The organism is Polaribacter cellanae, assembly GCF_017569185.1.
GTDB classification, from domain to species: Bacteria; Bacteroidota; Bacteroidia; order Flavobacteriales; family Flavobacteriaceae; genus Polaribacter; species Polaribacter cellanae.
In genome coordinates this window covers 4,107,320-4,122,362 of record NZ_CP071869.1, presented here as the reverse complement: position 1 = coordinate 4,122,362, position 15,043 = coordinate 4,107,320, and the positions used below count along the sequence as shown (strand labels likewise).

Sequence of the window (15,043 nt, the reverse complement as noted above, 5' to 3'; positions counted from 1 at the left end):
TTAAGTCCATTGCTATAGTATATAATGATGAAAAATATAAAAATAATTTTCTTTTCTCTAATTCTCTTTTTTGCTAGTTGCGAAAAAGTGGTTGATATAGATGTGCCAACCATACCTCCAAAATTAATTATAGATGCTTCTTTTGAAGTGTTTTTTGATGAAAATCCAGTAATTGCAAATACAATTGTGAAATTAAAATTATCTGCAGATTATTTCGATGAAACAATTCCAGTGGTTACAAATGCCACAGTATTTCTAACAAATTTAAGCGACAATACCATTATTAATTTTGCTGATGTAAATTTAGATGGAAATTACAAACCAACTTCAAGCTTTATTCCCCAAGATAATATCGAATATGAACTAACAGTAATTCATAATAACCAAACATACAAAGGAAAAGCTACAAAAGTAAAATCAACAGTTATAAATTATGTAAATCAAGGTAATCGTACACTTTTTACTGGTGACGAAATAGAATTAAAAACATCATTTACAGACGATGGAGCAAAGGAAAACTTTTATTTATTCAATTTTGGTTTTAATAATTATGTAACTATCGAAGACAAGTTCTTAAACGGCTCGGAATATAATTTTTCGTATTATATAGATATGGAAAAAGTAGCGTTACCTTCTACTTTAGTTGTTACACTATCTGGTGTTACTAAAGAATATTACAGCTATTTTCGAGTTTTAATAGATCAAAGTGGGCAAAATGCAGGCGGACCTTTTCAATCTGTGCCTTCTTCCCTATTAGGAAATATGATAAACACCACTAATGAAAATAATTTTCCTTTAGGATATTTTCATATTGGAGAATCAGACACTTTTTCTATAGATTTAGTGAAAAAAAATTAAACCATTTTTATAAAAACATTCTGCAAAGTCTTTTTTTACCTTGTTAGAATTACAAGACAATATTTGCGACCTAATATACCTACAAGACTTTTGAAATCTTACAGGAAAACAGTATTTTTGATATATGACATTTGTAAAAACAACAGAACAAGATTCGAAATACAACCATTTAGAAAAAATGACGGTAAAAGAATTATTGGTCAATATAAATAACGAAGATAAAACAGTGCCTTTAGCTGTTGCTGAAGCTTTACCTGAAATAGAAAAATTAACCATGCAAATTGTTCAAAAACTAAAAAATGGTGGAAGGCTTTTTTACATTGGCGCTGGAACTTCTGGTAGATTAGGTATTTTAGATGCTTCTGAATGCCCACCCACTTTTGGAGTTCCTCACGAATTGGTTGTTGGTTTAATTGCAGGTGGAGATATTGCCATTAGAAAAGCAGTAGAAAACGCAGAAGATTCTAAAAACCAAGGTTGGTTAGATTTGCAAACATATAACGTTTCAGAAAAAGATGTTGTGGTTGGTATTGCTGCCTCTGGAACCACACCTTATGTAATTACTACCTTAGAAAAATGCAACGAAAACAACATTATTACAGGCTGTATTACATGCAATAAAAACAGTCCTTTATCGAAAGTTACTCAATTTCCTATTGAAGTAGTTGTGGGACCTGAATTTGTAACTGGAAGCTCTCGAATGAAAGCAGGAACAGCACAAAAAATGGTTTTAAACATGCTTTCTACAGCAACTATGATTCTGCTTGGAAAAGTAAAAGGAAATAAAATGGTAGATATGCAATTGTCTAACAACAAATTAGTAGAAAGAGGAGAAAAAATGTTAGTTAAAGAATTAAATATAGACCAAACGACTGCTTCTAAACTTTTAAAAAAGTATGGAAATGTTAGAAATTCGATTCTAAATTACAATAAATGAGCACAAATGTAAATTTATTAGGCAAAGGTTTAAAATATTTAGCCATTCTTGTTTTTCTTTTTATAGCTTCTCCTATTACATTAACAATGGGCTTTAAAGCTTTAAAAAAGTTTAAAAACACGCCTGATGAATATCTTTCTTATGTCATTTTAATAATCGCAGGAATTTTAATGATTTTTACCATTTATTTTGCATTCAAGACTTTTAAAATTTTACTACAAGCTATTTTTAATAATTAAGAAGAATGCAAAATTCTGATGGAATCATAATTATTTTATCCTACCCAGATACAGTTGTAAGACCTGCTTATTGGGAAAGATTGAGCGATTTTTGGCGAAAAATTGGAATTGGAGGAAAACACGCTGTTCAAGCTGGTCATGCAGCATTATTATTAATCAGAAAAGGAAACTCTGAAATTAATTATTTCGATTTTGGCAGATACATTACTTCTTATGGAAATGGTCGTGTTCGTTGTAAAGAAACAGATCCAGAGTTAAAAGTTTCTGTAAATGCAAAATTTAAAAAAGCCGAATTATCGAATTTAAAAGATATTTTACTTTGGCTAGAAAAGCATCCAGAAAAAACACATGGAGATGGAAGATTAGTTGCTAGCATTAATACTGAAATTAATTTTAAGAAGGCACATACATTTATCCATCAATTAATAGACACTAAAGAAATTCCTTATGGTGCTTTTCTTAAAAATGGAACCAATTGTGCACGCTTCGTAACAGATGTAATTATTGCTTCTTCAACAAATAAAAAAATTACTAAAAAGTTAAAAGAATCTAATTTATTAACACCAAGCCCCATTGGAAACGTTATCAAAGCAAATACAAATAATTTAATATATAATACTTATAACCAAATTATTACTGAATATAAAAATAGATCCATTGTAAAAGAATACAAAGAATCTTTTTTTAATAAATTTAATAACGAACCAAATTTAAAAGGAACAGAAGAACCCAATTTAGCTGTTTTTAATTTAGAAAACGGAACGTGGTTAGGAGGCATTGGAAGTGGTGCTTGGTTTAAAATTGAAGAAAAAATTGCTGATAAAAAATACAAAATTGCAAGATATACTTCTGAAGGAATAAAAGATTTCGAAAATATTTTTAGGATAGACAATACGCTTTTCAACCATAAAAAAGAGTATAAATTTATACATCCTACAAATTGTACAGAAATTTTTATTGAGCAAAACAACCACATTATTTCTTCTAAAATCAACTCTATTTCTTCCTAAATACAGTTGTTTTTTTCCTTAAAAAGCAAAACATCAATAACAAAATTGTAAATACAGATTCGTTGTTTTTTGTAAACATCATAATCATTTTTAAATTTTTTATTAATCTACAAAGTTAACAGTATTAATGTTTTACAAAAACTCTTTTAAACACTTAACTTTTGGGGAGTTGTAGGGTTAAACCCAAAACCAGATTCTGGTAAACATATTCCTATATGATGCACCAAATAACCAATAGTTGCATAATGGTGTGTTGTATGACTTTGTGCTTGGGCTAAAATAGACGCTAAAGATGTATGTATAGTAACATTTCCTAAACCTAAATCGTCTATAACTGCGACTTCCGTTTGCAAATCGTTACTATTTAAACTGTATAGCTTTTTAATTATTGTGTTAAAATAATCGATTCCTACATTGGTATGTTTTTCTGCCAATTTGTTTCTTTCTCTTTTTGTTAAATCTATCTCTTTAGAATCTAACCCATTAAAAATACAAGAAAACATATCTAAAATATGGCGGGTGTGACAACCAATGCTAGAATAATAAGGTGCTACTGAAGTATTGCTATATTGTTCATCTGTTAAACCATGTAATAATTTTATTCCTCTTTGTAAGTTTTGCTCAATAGCTTTAATCATATAATTTATTTTATTTTATAGTCGTAAAAACGATTCTAAATTTACGAGTTCTTTCTGAATTTTTAAAAAAAATAACAACCTAATTACCAGATAAATAAATAACATTAAATTAATAAACGCTAATAATATGTATTATATCTATATTTTTTGGCACGTTCTTTGAAAACTTATCAATTAAATGCGAAAGCCGAAAAGCAATTAAAGTAGGCAAAACCCTTTAAAACCATATATTATGAAAAAAGGTATACTTTTATTATTAGCAATGTTCATGATGGTTTCTACTGTTGAAGCCAAAAATGGCAACTTATTACCAAACAGCAATAGGGTATATTACTCTTATGACGATTCCGTAAACTTTACAGAACGTGGCATAGAATTCTTTGTATTTTTAAATGGAGAATTCGATTTTAATACACATTATAACGATAGTTATTACGATTATAATGGAAGACGTTTTTCTACAAATGGTGTAAGAGTCGATAGAGATTATAGAGGAAGAATTAGACGTGTAGGAAATGTTTTTATAAATTACGATTTCCGAGGAAATGTTACCAGAATTGGAAATGTTTTTTTGAGATATTATAGAGGAAATCTTACAAATGTTGGTAATTTAAGAGTCGTTTATAACAGGGGTGGTTTTCCTACTTTTTATGGGAATGTAAAAAATGAATATTACAATTATAATGGCATACCTATAAATTTAAGTTTAGGAAAAGTTTGTAATTATAACGATGCTTATTTCTATAGAAATGATTTTAGAAGAAACTATACACAATTTAGAGAAGATAGCAGGTATTTTTACTATAGAGCCAATAGAAACGCAAGGATTGGAAGTAGAAATAAAATTTTAAAAAGAAGGAAACCTATTGCTGTAACTAGAAATAATACCTATAACAAACGTAAAAATATTTCTTACAGAAAATCGAATTCAGCAAGAATGTTGGGCTATAATATCAAAAGAAATACAATTTCTAATTCAGGAAGAAGAACTTCTACAAATACAAATAGTAGAAATTATGATTCTAACATAAGAAGAAATACGTTTGTAACACCAAAAAGAAGGACATCGAATGTAAGTTCAAGAAACACTATTGCAACTACTAAAAAAGCAGTTCCTACTAGAAGACCTTCGACCACGAGCACAAGAAATTCTTCTGTAACAAGAAATAAAGTTGCTCCAAAAAAGAGAAAAGCCTCTAAAATTAAAAGAAAAGTTGCTTATAAAAAAAGAGTTAGTAACAGTTCTACTTCTCGAAGAAAAAGTAAACATAGAAATTAAAAACGAGTATTTATACCTATTAAAAAACAACAGGAAAATTATAAATTTGTAATAGTATTTTTTTTTGAATTTAATACTATTAACCATTCTTTATTGCGAAGGAATAAGTAGAAGTTAAAAGCCCCATTTCGATTTTGAAATGAGGCTTTTTAATGTTTGTAAAAATTATTACTTACCGAATTATTTTTTTTTCTTTAATTTTTTCTTTTCAATTTTACATAAAGTTCTACCTACATTTTCTGCTTTTTTCTTAGTAATTTTTTTAATTTTTGATTTGCATTTTTTAAGTCCACTACAGTCTTTTTTTAAGTGATATTTTTTGCTTGATTTGGTCATACAAATAAAAACAGCTGTTTTTTTTGTTTGGAAGGCAGACGTTATAAAAAGTAGCGAAAAAATTAAAAGCAGGGTTTTCATTGGTTATTTTTGTGTTAAATTAGTAATTAAAATAAAAAAATAAATTGTTAGTGTTTTTATTTGATAACTTTTAAAACACTTAATAAATTGGAAATATTATCTACTTTAGATTCTGTCCAAAAAGTATAATTTTTTATTACACTATTATCATAATCGTTTAATTTTATAGTAATCCTTCTTCTTCTTTCATAAACTAAGTAAGATAGTGTCATTTCTTTTGCGTTAAAAATAAATTCCGATGACTTATCCTTCAACTTCATCTTTAAATTTGTAATTACATTTTTTTCAACAAAATTAATAAAATCAGTAATCTCTTCTAAGCCTACCCAAGCAGTTTTATAAATATTGGGCTTTTTAATAAACATATCTAACTGTAAAGCATTCATTTTTTTTCCTGTTTTTAAATCTGTAACTTGTATTGGGAAAAACTTTACATATTCTCCAATACCTGATTTAAATTCTGCTTCAGTAGTCCAATCTTTATCAATTCTTGTATATTTACTTTCATCTATAAATTTTCTTGTTGAAGATTCTTTATTTTGTGCTTTAGAAAAGATTGTAAATAATATTACTAAAATAAATAGACTCTTTTTTTTCATTATTATATTTTTAATTTTTGTCTTCTATGTAATAATCAACTGTACTTAAAAGTTGACTCTCATATTTATAAATTTCATCAATAGAATCAATTGTAATTTTTGTTTCTTTTTTATTTTCATCAAATACACTTAAATACTTATTACTTGTGTTTAAATAAAGTCTACACAATGGTTTTCTATTATTATCATCTAAAAGAATTCCAAAATAAGATTGTGTATCTCTATGATTAATTCTTTCTACAGGTAGTTTTCTTCTTAAAATGGCAACTATAATTCTAAACCCATCTAATTCTTCTTCTGTGGTAATGATTTTGCTTTCTGCTGGCTTTTCCTCAACTATATCTTCTTGTTGTTTTTCTGATTCTTTGTTTAAAGCAGAATTCAATCGATCGTTAACCTTCTCTCCTATTATTTGATTAAAAGCTTTATGAACCAATTCTGTAAATTCGTTCATCACCTTTTCTGTTAACCTTCCTGAATAAACTTTATTTGCAAATAGTCTAGAAAACTCAAAGGAGGGACTTATTAATTCTTCTGATATGCATTTTTTTATTTCTTTGGTATATTTTAATGAGCTTGCATTATCTACAATTTTATTAACATCGAAATTAGACTTATGAAATTTAAGTATTTCATGAATATCTGAATCTTTTACTTTTGTTATATCAAACTCCAAGAAAGGTTTTACATCCATTTTATTGGTTTGTTCTAAATCTGTATAAAACCGATATTGTATACCATTTGTTAATAAAGAAAAACGTGTTTTTGTTACATGAAAATATCTAAATAGTTGAGAATTATGATTGTCTAATGTTTCTCTCCAGTTTTTACATTCTATAATTAAAATTGGAATGTTGTCTTGAAAAATTGCATAATCTACTTTCTCTCCTTTTTTTAAACCCAAATCTGCTGTAAACTCTGGTACAACCTCTGTTGGGTTGAAAGAGTCATAACCTAAAGCATGAATGAAAGGCAAAACAAAAGCATGTTTTGTAGATTCCTCTGTCTCAATTTTTTCTTTTAGTAAAGCAATTTTATCTGCGATTGCTTTTATTTTGTTTTGAAATTCCATAGAGTTATTTTAAGAAGTTTGGTAATCGTTAGAACAATAACAACCATTAACTTTAGTATAATAATTTTCAACTTCTTTACAGTTATTATAGCTACCTAAGTAAATTCTGTTTTCTAATTCTGGTAGCCAGGAGCATCCACTTTTGTGAACTTCGTGATCTCTATTTGATTGTGCTTTTTTATTTACATAATAATTCGCCATAACTTATTATTTTAATGTTTACCCAAAAGTAAACTCACTAAAAAACAAAACCTTACGGAAATCCGTAAGGTTTGTTCTTTCTTAAAAATTTATAGCAAAATTATTCCCCCAATCTATAATTTATGCAAAAATATATTTAAAAAATAAAAAAATATTACGGAAATCCGTATTTAAAATTAGCTTTATTTATGTTGATAGCAATAACCTCCGCCTTTTACTTTACGCTTGCAGGCTTTACCAGATTTTGTTTTTGCGCCACAAAGTGAGGTTTTAGATTTTGAAGAAGCTGGCTTTTTAGGATTCACTTTATTATCTTGATTTGTATGCTGATAACAATATCCATTCGCAATTTTTGTACGATGTTTACATCTTGTTCCTTTTTTAGTGGTTCCTTTACATCTAACAAATGTAGATTTTCCAACTGCTTTGTTAGAAAAATTATACGTATTTATTAAATCTTTTACTTTTGGTGGTTTGCAAATTTTACACGGAGTTAATCTATGTTTAGAAATAGCAGCTTTTCCTAACATTTTTTTGGAAACATTTTCTACCATTCTACAAGAAGATAAATGGTACTTTTTTCCTGAAGGTGTTTTGTAAACGTTTTGAGAAACCGATTTATAACTTAAAAGAATAAAAAAGAGTAAAATGTAATTTTTCATAGCCGATTCTAAAATACTATTTTTTTAAAACAAAACCTTACGAATTTTCGTAAGGTTTTATGGCTATTATAATAGTCTTTCTGCAATCTCTTTTTCATTTATTACATCTTTGTTTGGTAGAATCATATATGTTTTATTATCTGTAGGATTCACAAATAATTCAAAACCATATTTGCAGTTATTAATTCTGAATTTTAATGCTTTTATGCCTGATATAAACCCTTCATTAAATGTTTTATCATAAATATAGTTAGAGCAATTTTTTCTAAAAATACATTTCGCTGATTTTTTTTTAGGTTTAAAAAACCAGTACAATTTTATAAGATTTAGTATTATTATTTTCAAATTAATTTACTAAAAACTATCATTTGACGAGAAGCCATATAGCCTGGTTTTGCCCCCAGACCAAAACAACCAGCATCTGGAACGATAAAAGTTTCTACACTTTCAACTCTTACATATACCCAACCTTGGTTAGAATGATGTTTTATAATATCTTCTAATTGTTGTGCAACTTCTGTAGAATTTTCTTTATTTCTATTTATTGATGGCACAAATGGTATTACTTTATATTCCATAATTTATTTGCTTTTTAATTTTTCAATTTTACTTTTAGCTAGTTGAAGTGCTATTTTCAATTTTTCTAAATCTTTGATAAATAAAGTTTTATCAGAACCAAACTTTTCTAACTTAATAAACCAATTTGCCTTATTCTTAGATATATAATAACCTAACTGAAAACCATCCTCAGAAATAAATTTATTTTCCATATAATCTGGTTCGCTTTTAAGATCAATATCAACTTCTGATGCTAATTTATTTAGTGCTTTAATTGTTTCCAAAAGATCTGAATATTCAATAGATGCTGTTGAACTTCCATACTTTCCTTGCTTTTCAATTTGATAAAAATAATTCTCAATATTTCCACTGCTTAATTTTCTTATTCTTGTTTCTGAATTAGAATATATAGTTTTCAGTTTATCTAAATTAAAATCTGTATATTTTGAAATAACTCCAGTCTTTGAAGTAAATACTTCCATTTTTGTTTTTACTTTTTCAGGTTGCTTTTTTTTATCTTGAGAAAAAGTTTTAAGAGAAAAGAATATTAAAATTAATAAGGAAATTTTCTTCATTGTGTATATTTTAAATTTTCAACAAATCTAACTTCCTAAAACAAAAAAAGACTACGGAAATCCGTAGTCTAAATAATTTGTAGTAAATATTAATTCTTAAATCAACCCAAAATCTTTAGCAATAGCCACTAAATGAGTTGGGTTTTTCGCGTTAAAATGTTCCTTTAAAAATTTTAATCTTTTTTCTATAGAACTTTTACCTGATGGTTTTATTTGCTTCTTTACAAATAATTCAGGTAAATTATCTTGCAAAATTCCTTCGGAAAGATGTTCTATAATATGAATATCATATTCCGTAATTTCAATGGCTTTTCTAGGGTGAATGGCTTCTCTTAAATCTTCTGAAATGTAGAAACTTTTAGATTCATAAATTTGCTGAATGGCTTTTTCCAATTCTTTTTGTCCGTTTCTATTTTTCCATACATAAGCATCAATTTTTAAATGATTGTATAAATGTTGAATACGAAATGGCTTGTCTTCCACAGAAAAAACAATTATTTTTAAAGTAGGAAATTCTTTTCTTACATTTTCAATTAAAGCTTCACCAGACGTAATGTTTTGTTTGTGATGATCTTCTACAAATGATAAGTCTGTTATTAATAAATCGAACGGATTCCCTTCTAATTTTGCTTTTTTCAATTTTAAAAAAGCTTCATCGCAATAAGAAATATGAGTGATTTTAGGAATCTTCATTTTTTCTAAAGTAGCTTTTAATCCGCTATTTATAATATCAAAATCTTCTGCAATTAATACTTTTTGAAACATACTTATCTTTTAAAACGAATGGTTGCTTTAAAACCATTGTTAGCTTGAACATCAAAATTAAGAGTTCCTTTAATGGAATTAATACGGATTTCCATATTTTTGAGTCCGTTTTTAATAACAAACATATTTTCTCTAAACCCAACACCATTATCTTTATAAATCATTTCTAATTTATTGCCTGTTTTTTTGCAAGAAATAACTACCAATGTTGCTTTGCTATGTTTTTTCATATTTACAAATAGCTCATTAAAAACTCTGTAAACCACAATTTGTTTTTCTATAGATAATAAACTTAATTCTAAGGAAGACAAACCTTTTAAAATAATTTTACAAGCGCTAGAATTGTAGCTGGTTACTAATTCTCTAAAATAATTTTCGAAATCTTCGCCTGTTTCTACAGAATCGTTTTCATGTGAAATTGCTCGAGTTTGCAAATACAATTTATCTAAATCTTGTACAATTTCTTCGGTTTCAAATTTCGGATTCAGCACTTTAGTAATTGCATTATAAATTCCATTGCCTAATTCGTCATGCAATCTTTTTGCTATTTTTGTTTCTGTTTTATATTTTTCTTGTAAAATTCTTTTTTTGTTTTGTTGTTTTCTTCGATAAATTAAAAACACTAAACCAGCAATTAACAATATTGCGAAGATGATTATATTTTTCTTTTGGTTTTTTTCTTGTTCTGCAATTAATTGATTTTTTGTTGCTAAAGCTTCGAATTTTAATTTTTGTTTTTCTTCTTCCTCATAATCGTATTTAATTTTAGCAAATTTGTATTGTCTTTTTGTTTTTTCTTTTTGCAGACTATCTCTTAAATGAATACTTTTTTGATAGTATATAATAGATTTTTCTGCTGATTCTAATTGAACAATTTTATCTATAGCTTCTAACAAGCCATTAGAAGCATTTTCTTTTTTGGCAGTTTTATACATTTTTTCTGCATAAAAAAGTGATTTAGCTTTGTTTTTTTCTTTGAAATAATCTGATAAATGACTGTAAGAAGCAATCAACCCAAAATTGTCTTTTTGATTTACTCTGATTAATTTAGCATCTAGTAAGTCATTTAATACATTATTATTTGAATTCTCTAACCATTTAACATAAGCAAGATTATCTATAACTCTTGCATTAGTTTTTTTATTTGAGATTGAATCTTTTAATAAATTTTCTAAGATTAAAATTGATTTTGAGTACTCTTTTAAGTCCCTGTAAATAATTGAAAGATTATTTTTATATAATAATTTAGAACTTTTCTTGTTAGAAATACCAATTGCTTTATTATAATATTTTATTGCATCTTTATATAAAAAACGCTTTTTTGAATTGATTGCTAAACAATTATAGGCGGATGCTACAGATCTTTTTCTTTTTCCATTTATATATTTTAAAGATTCAACTGCTGTTGAATCGCTTATTGAATAACTTCCAAAGTTTGATTCTATAATAGCAATGTTTAATAAATTTCTACCAACTTGAATACTATCATTCAATTCGAGATATAATTTTTTAGACTTAATATGATAATAATAAGCACTATCTTTTAGATTGAGTTTATTTTGAAATTCAGCAACCTTATAGCTTGCTTTTGCTCTTTGATTTTTATTATTATTTTCGTAACCTTTTTTTAAAAGTTTTTTAGAATATAATAAGGCTTTTATATTTTCTTTTCGCTTACTGTATAGATTTATTGTTTTATAAATACTATCAAAAGTAATACTCTTTTCTAGTTTTTGATAAGATAAAAAAGTATTTGATAAAAAAAACATAACAAAAAAGAGGAATAAAATTTTAATTTTCATCCCTCTAAAGTACTATAAATCTTAATTCAAAAAAAATTAATTACCTCCTCCTGTATTTCCTACATCAGAATCATCTTCGTCATAATCTGGATCTTGCCCTTCTTCTCCATCAGTAGCTAAAATTTCCATTTTTGTAGTTTTTTCTTCTAAATCTGTACAAGATGTAAAAACTCCGTTTGCAAATAGTATTGCGAATGCTATAAATACTTTTTTCATGATTTGTTCTTTTAAAAATTAGACAAAAGTGTTGCTGTCCGAATTTTAGAATTCAGCTTTTTTGTTGCCAGCAACACATTAAAATTTAAAAGAGTCGCGCGCCTCTTTTGTGGGAAGTTGTAGAGTGAAATAGCTTTGTAGTATTGTTTTCCCAATTCAAAAAAAACGCCACGATTTCAAACTCGTTTTTAGAAGTAATGCTCCTTTTCTTTTTACAGAGAATTAATTCTACTGCAAATATCCAATGAGAATGAATGTTTCGGTTAGAAAATGATTGGAAAAGAAATAGAAATGATTTTCTAAGCGGTTTGGAAATTTTTTTCTAAATTATTTCTAACTTTGGAAAACCAACAAAATACTTATGTTAAGAGAATTATTTACTAATTTATTTGAAACGTTAAAAACAGAAAAAGAAAATGATAGTGTAAAAAAAAATGGCTGTTTTAATTTTTTTATTGATAAAATTTTGGAGGAAAAATATCATAAAATAAATATCGTTTCCACAAAAACTCTTACAAATTATTATAATAAATACGTAGAAAGTAGGAAAAACAATGCTGGAGAACCCAACAATGAATTAAAAAATATAATTGCTAAATATTTGGGTTTTAAAGATTATTCCGATTTTGAGAATTCTTGTAAAAAACAGCAAGCACCTTTAACAAATAATAATCCTAGAGAAGAAATTATCATTTCGAAAAGAGAAGTAAGGTCAAAGAAATTGTCTAAAGAAAACTCTAACAAAAAGTATAAAAGTAAACTTATTATTATTTCAATTTTAGCTCTTTTTCCTGTGTCTTATTTTATCTATAATCATACTACAAAAAACTGTATTATTTGGCAAGAAAATCATTTTGAAACTTCTTCTTGTAAAAATAATAATGCTATTGATAATACCATCTATAAAATTGATATCGATGAATTTAAAAAAATGGAAGTAGATAGTGATAGTCAATTTTTTAAAAATGGTGATCCATTAATTTGGTATGGAAGATCTACAACTGGAAAAATGGAGTTTTTTAACCAAAGAGGAATTCATCCAGAAACTTTAAGAGAATTAGACCCAATTACAGAATATATAATAAACAAATATATTTTTAAGGAAGATGAAAAAACGATTCAAAACTAAAAAAGCAACTAAATTTCTTTAGTTGCTTTCTTCTTCTATTATTATAAATCGATACTTATCGAATTAACTTTTTATATTTAATACGTTTTGGCATTAAATCACCACCCAAACGTTTTTTCTTATTTTCTTCATAATCAGAGAAAGAACCTTCAAAAAAGTACACTTGAGAATCGCCTTCGAAAGCTAAAATATGTGTACAAACCCTGTCTAAAAACCATCTATCGTGACTTATAACCACTGCACAACCTGCAAAGTTTTCTAAACCTTCTTCCAATGCTCGTAAAGTGTTTACATCTAAATCGTTCGTTGGTTCATCTAATAACAATACGTTTCCTTCTTCTTTTAAAGTCATTGCTAAATGCAAACGATTTCTTTCTCCACCAGATAATGTTGCTACTTTTTTATTCTGCTCACTTCCAGAGAAATTAAAACGACTTAAATAAGCACGAGAATTTACTTGCTTTCCTCCCATCATTACCAAATCTTGGCCGTCAGAAAAATTCTCCCAAATAGTTTTATCTGGATTGATATCTGAATGTGCCTGGTCTACGTAGGCAATTTTTGCAGTTTCACCTACTTTAAATTCTCCTGCATCAGGAGTTTCTTCTCCCATAATCATTCTAAAAATAGTGGTTTTACCAGCTCCATTTGGCCCGATAATTCCAACAATTCCTGCTTGTGGTAAATTAAATTCTAAGTTTTCATATAACAATTTATCTCCATATGCTTTAGAAACTCCTGAAGCTTCTATAACATTGGTTCCCAAACGTGGTCCATTAGGAATGTAAATTTCTAATTTTTCGTCAACCTGTTTCTGGTCTTGACTCATTAATTTATCGTAGTTTTTTAAACGTGCTTTTTGTTTGGTTTGACGTCCTTTTGTACCTTGACGAACCCATTCTAACTCTCGTTCTAACGTTTTTTGACGTTTAGAAGCTGTTTTGCTTTCTTGCGCCATTCTTTGCGATTTTTGGTCTAACCAAGAAGAGTAGTTTCCTTTCCAAGGAATTCCTTCACCTCTATCTAATTCTAAAATCCATCCAGCAACATTATCTAAGAAATATCTATCGTGCGTTACTGCAATTACAGTTCCTTTATATTGTGCCAAATGATGCTCTAACCAATGTACAGATTCTGCATCCAAGTGGTTTGTTGGCTCATCTAACAATAAAATTTCTGGTTCTTGTAATAACAATCTACACAAGGCAACTCTACGTTTTTCTCCACCTGATAAAACCCCTATTTTCTTGTCAGAATCTGGTGTACGCAAAGCATCCATAGCAATTTCTAATTTGGTATCTAATTCCCAAGCATTGGCAGCATCAATTTTATCTTGTAATTCTGCTTGTTGGTTCATTAGTTTTTCCATCTTATCTGCATCCGAATACACTTCTTCCAAACCAAACATATCATTTATTTTGTTGTATTCGTTAAGAATTGCTACAGTTTCTGCAACACCTTCTTTTACAACTTCTAACACTGTTTTTTCTGGATCTAATTGTGGTTCTTGCTCTAAATAACCTACTTTATAACCAGGAGAAAAAGTAACATCTCCTTGGAAATTCTTTTCTACACCTGCGATTATTTTTAACAATGTAGATTTTCCTGATCCGTTTAAACCAAGAATACCAATTTTAGCTCCATAGAAAAAGCTTAAATAAATATCTTTTAAAACTTGTTTTCCTGTAGATTGATAGGTTTTAGAAACCTTATTCATCGAAAAGATGACTTTCTTATCGTCACTCATTTTTTATCTTTTTAATTATTATTGAAAACTTGCTACTGAAAACTGTAGACTTTATTTATACTCTTCCTTTTAAGGCGTTAAAAACCCAAGCTACTGCAAAAAAACCAATACCAACAGCTGCAAAACCCCAACCTGCAACATCATCATACCTAAATGCGCCCAAAGCAATTAAAGCCAATCCTACTATAATCATAATAAAAGTTGCCCATGCAAGTACTGTATTTTTATTCATTCCCATAATTCTTTCCTGTTAGTTAGTTATTAGTTAATTGACAAATATCGCTAATTTATTTTGTTTGTTCAACTTGAGAAAAGGTAAAATTATTTTATAGTTACTAA

Annotated in this window: 19 protein-coding genes; 6 read left to right on the top strand and 13 right to left on the bottom strand. The window is 27.5% G+C overall.

Going from position 1 to position 15,043, the window contains the following annotated elements; all coding sequences use genetic code 11:
- Positions 1-27: 27 nt before the first annotated feature.
- The 4 genes from J3359_RS18145 to J3359_RS18130 all read left to right on the top strand — a co-directional run bounded on the left by J3359_RS18145 (position 28) and on the right by J3359_RS18130 (position 3,044).
- On the top strand, positions 28-858 hold the full coding sequence (locus J3359_RS18145; protein WP_208078592.1) for a DUF4249 family protein: 831 nt from the start codon (positions 28-30) through the stop codon (positions 856-858).
- A 124-nt stretch (positions 859-982) separates the two neighbouring features.
- Positions 983-1,795, top strand: coding sequence for an N-acetylmuramic acid 6-phosphate etherase (gene murQ / locus J3359_RS18140; protein WP_208078591.1), 813 nt, complete (start codon positions 983-985; stop codon positions 1,793-1,795).
- Positions 1,792-2,034: a DUF6095 family protein gene (locus J3359_RS18135; protein ID WP_208078589.1), complete on the top strand. Its 243-nt coding sequence runs from the start codon at positions 1,792-1,794 to the stop codon at positions 2,032-2,034. The genes murQ and J3359_RS18135 overlap by 4 nt, the downstream gene beginning before the upstream one ends.
- A gap of 5 nt (positions 2,035-2,039) precedes the next feature.
- Positions 2,040-3,044, top strand: coding sequence for a DUF6695 family protein (locus tag J3359_RS18130; RefSeq protein WP_208078587.1), 1,005 nt, complete (start codon positions 2,040-2,042; stop codon positions 3,042-3,044).
- A 146-nt stretch (positions 3,045-3,190) separates the two neighbouring features.
- Here J3359_RS18130 and J3359_RS18125 read toward each other — a convergent pair whose 3' ends face one another.
- On the bottom strand, positions 3,191-3,682 hold the full coding sequence (locus J3359_RS18125) for a DinB family protein (protein WP_208078585.1): 492 nt from the start codon (positions 3,680-3,682) through the stop codon (positions 3,191-3,193).
- Positions 3,683-3,914: 232 nt separating this feature from the next.
- On the opposite strand from J3359_RS18125, the gene J3359_RS18120 reads away from it, so the two are divergent.
- Complete coding sequence (locus tag J3359_RS18120; RefSeq protein ID WP_208078584.1) at positions 3,915-4,961, top strand: hypothetical protein; 1,047 nt, start codon at positions 3,915-3,917, stop codon at positions 4,959-4,961.
- A 473-nt stretch (positions 4,962-5,434) separates the two neighbouring features.
- On the opposite strand, the gene J3359_RS18115 is transcribed toward J3359_RS18120, so the two are convergent.
- The 10 genes from J3359_RS18115 to J3359_RS18070 form a co-directional block, all read right to left on the bottom strand.
- On the bottom strand, positions 5,435-5,977 hold the full coding sequence (locus tag J3359_RS18115) for a hypothetical protein (RefSeq protein ID WP_208078583.1): 543 nt from the start codon (positions 5,975-5,977) through the stop codon (positions 5,435-5,437).
- Positions 5,978-5,987: 10 nt separating this feature from the next.
- Entirely contained in the window at positions 5,988-7,049 is a 1,062-nt protein-coding gene (locus J3359_RS18110; protein WP_208078582.1) for a type I restriction endonuclease, read from the bottom strand.
- 9 nt (positions 7,050-7,058) lie between these two features.
- Complete coding sequence (locus tag J3359_RS18105; RefSeq protein ID WP_208078581.1) at positions 7,059-7,250, bottom strand: hypothetical protein; 192 nt, start codon at positions 7,248-7,250, stop codon at positions 7,059-7,061.
- Positions 7,251-7,432: 182 nt separating this feature from the next.
- On the bottom strand, positions 7,433-7,912 hold the full coding sequence (locus J3359_RS18100) for a DUF5763 domain-containing protein (protein ID WP_208078580.1): 480 nt from the start codon (positions 7,910-7,912) through the stop codon (positions 7,433-7,435).
- Between the two features lie 66 nt (positions 7,913-7,978).
- A complete protein-coding gene (yidD, locus tag J3359_RS18095) occupies positions 7,979-8,257 on the bottom strand; it encodes a membrane protein insertion efficiency factor YidD (protein ID WP_208078579.1) in 279 nt (92 codons plus the stop codon).
- Positions 8,254-8,490 (bottom strand): hypothetical protein, encoded by a 237-nt coding sequence (locus tag J3359_RS18090; protein ID WP_208078578.1) that lies wholly within the window; start codon positions 8,488-8,490, stop codon positions 8,254-8,256. Before J3359_RS18090 ends, yidD begins: the two co-directional genes overlap by 4 nt.
- 3 nt (positions 8,491-8,493) lie before the next feature.
- Positions 8,494-9,045: a hypothetical protein gene (locus tag J3359_RS18085; protein ID WP_208078577.1), complete on the bottom strand. Its 552-nt coding sequence runs from the start codon at positions 9,043-9,045 to the stop codon at positions 8,494-8,496.
- A 96-nt stretch (positions 9,046-9,141) separates the two neighbouring features.
- Positions 9,142-9,810 carry a response regulator gene (locus J3359_RS18080; protein WP_208078576.1) on the bottom strand — a complete coding sequence of 223 codons (669 nt, stop codon included), beginning with the start codon at positions 9,808-9,810 and terminating at the stop codon, positions 9,142-9,144.
- A 2-nt stretch (positions 9,811-9,812) separates the two neighbouring features.
- Complete coding sequence (locus J3359_RS18075; protein WP_208078574.1) at positions 9,813-11,579, bottom strand: sensor histidine kinase; 1,767 nt, start codon at positions 11,577-11,579, stop codon at positions 9,813-9,815.
- Between the two features lie 69 nt (positions 11,580-11,648).
- Positions 11,649-11,828, bottom strand: a complete 180-nt coding sequence (locus J3359_RS18070) for a hypothetical protein (protein ID WP_208078572.1) — start codon at positions 11,826-11,828, stop codon at positions 11,649-11,651.
- Between the two features lie 361 nt (positions 11,829-12,189).
- Here J3359_RS18070 and J3359_RS18065 point away from each other — a divergent pair, with 361 nt between their 5' ends.
- The gene (locus J3359_RS18065) at positions 12,190-12,957 is read left to right on the top strand and encodes a hypothetical protein (protein ID WP_208078570.1); all 768 of its coding nucleotides are present in this window, start codon (positions 12,190-12,192) and stop codon (positions 12,955-12,957) included.
- A 55-nt stretch (positions 12,958-13,012) separates the two neighbouring features.
- On the opposite strand, the gene ettA is transcribed toward J3359_RS18065, so the two are convergent.
- Together ettA and J3359_RS18055 are read right to left on the bottom strand one after the other, a co-directional pair.
- Entirely contained in the window at positions 13,013-14,704 is a 1,692-nt protein-coding gene (gene ettA, locus J3359_RS18060) for an energy-dependent translational throttle protein EttA (RefSeq protein ID WP_208078569.1), read from the bottom strand.
- A 55-nt stretch (positions 14,705-14,759) separates the two neighbouring features.
- Positions 14,760-14,942, bottom strand: coding sequence for a CAL67264 family membrane protein (locus J3359_RS18055; protein WP_208078567.1), 183 nt, complete (start codon positions 14,940-14,942; stop codon positions 14,760-14,762).
- Positions 14,943-15,043: the final 101 nt, after the last annotated feature.

What these genes read in the sequence shown, in the direction of transcription:
- J3359_RS18070 (WP_208078572.1), bottom strand. Translation starts at nt 11,828, where the DNA reads ATGAAAAAAGTATTTATAGCATTCGCAATACTATTTGCAAACGGAGTT.
- J3359_RS18145 (WP_208078592.1), top strand. Translation starts at nt 28, where the DNA reads ATGAAAAATATAAAAATAATTTTCTTTTCTCTAATTCTCTTTTTTGCT.
- J3359_RS18055 (WP_208078567.1), bottom strand. Translation starts at nt 14,942, where the DNA reads ATGGGAATGAATAAAAATACAGTACTTGCATGGGCAACTTTTATTATG.
- J3359_RS18065 (WP_208078570.1), top strand. Translation starts at nt 12,190, where the DNA reads ATGTTAAGAGAATTATTTACTAATTTATTTGAAACGTTAAAAACAGAA.
- J3359_RS18125 (WP_208078585.1), bottom strand. Translation starts at nt 3,682, where the DNA reads ATGATTAAAGCTATTGAGCAAAACTTACAAAGAGGAATAAAATTATTA.
- J3359_RS18075 (WP_208078574.1), bottom strand. Translation starts at nt 11,579, where the DNA reads ATGTTTTTTTTATCAAATACTTTTTTATCTTATCAAAAACTAGAAAAG.
- J3359_RS18110 (WP_208078582.1), bottom strand. Translation starts at nt 7,049, where the DNA reads ATGGAATTTCAAAACAAAATAAAAGCAATCGCAGATAAAATTGCTTTA.
- J3359_RS18135 (WP_208078589.1), top strand. Translation starts at nt 1,792, where the DNA reads ATGAGCACAAATGTAAATTTATTAGGCAAAGGTTTAAAATATTTAGCC.
- J3359_RS18085 (WP_208078577.1), bottom strand. Translation starts at nt 9,045, where the DNA reads ATGAAGAAAATTTCCTTATTAATTTTAATATTCTTTTCTCTTAAAACT.
- J3359_RS18120 (WP_208078584.1), top strand. Translation starts at nt 3,915, where the DNA reads ATGAAAAAAGGTATACTTTTATTATTAGCAATGTTCATGATGGTTTCT.
- J3359_RS18115 (WP_208078583.1), bottom strand. Translation starts at nt 5,977, where the DNA reads ATGAAAAAAAAGAGTCTATTTATTTTAGTAATATTATTTACAATCTTT.
- ettA (WP_208078569.1), bottom strand. Translation starts at nt 14,704, where the DNA reads ATGAGTGACGATAAGAAAGTCATCTTTTCGATGAATAAGGTTTCTAAA.
- J3359_RS18100 (WP_208078580.1), bottom strand. Translation starts at nt 7,912, where the DNA reads ATGAAAAATTACATTTTACTCTTTTTTATTCTTTTAAGTTATAAATCG.
- J3359_RS18130 (WP_208078587.1), top strand. Translation starts at nt 2,040, where the DNA reads ATGCAAAATTCTGATGGAATCATAATTATTTTATCCTACCCAGATACA.
- J3359_RS18090 (WP_208078578.1), bottom strand. Translation starts at nt 8,490, where the DNA reads ATGGAATATAAAGTAATACCATTTGTGCCATCAATAAATAGAAATAAA.
- murQ (WP_208078591.1), top strand. Translation starts at nt 983, where the DNA reads ATGACATTTGTAAAAACAACAGAACAAGATTCGAAATACAACCATTTA.
- J3359_RS18105 (WP_208078581.1), bottom strand. Translation starts at nt 7,250, where the DNA reads ATGGCGAATTATTATGTAAATAAAAAAGCACAATCAAATAGAGATCAC.
- J3359_RS18080 (WP_208078576.1), bottom strand. Translation starts at nt 9,810, where the DNA reads ATGTTTCAAAAAGTATTAATTGCAGAAGATTTTGATATTATAAATAGC.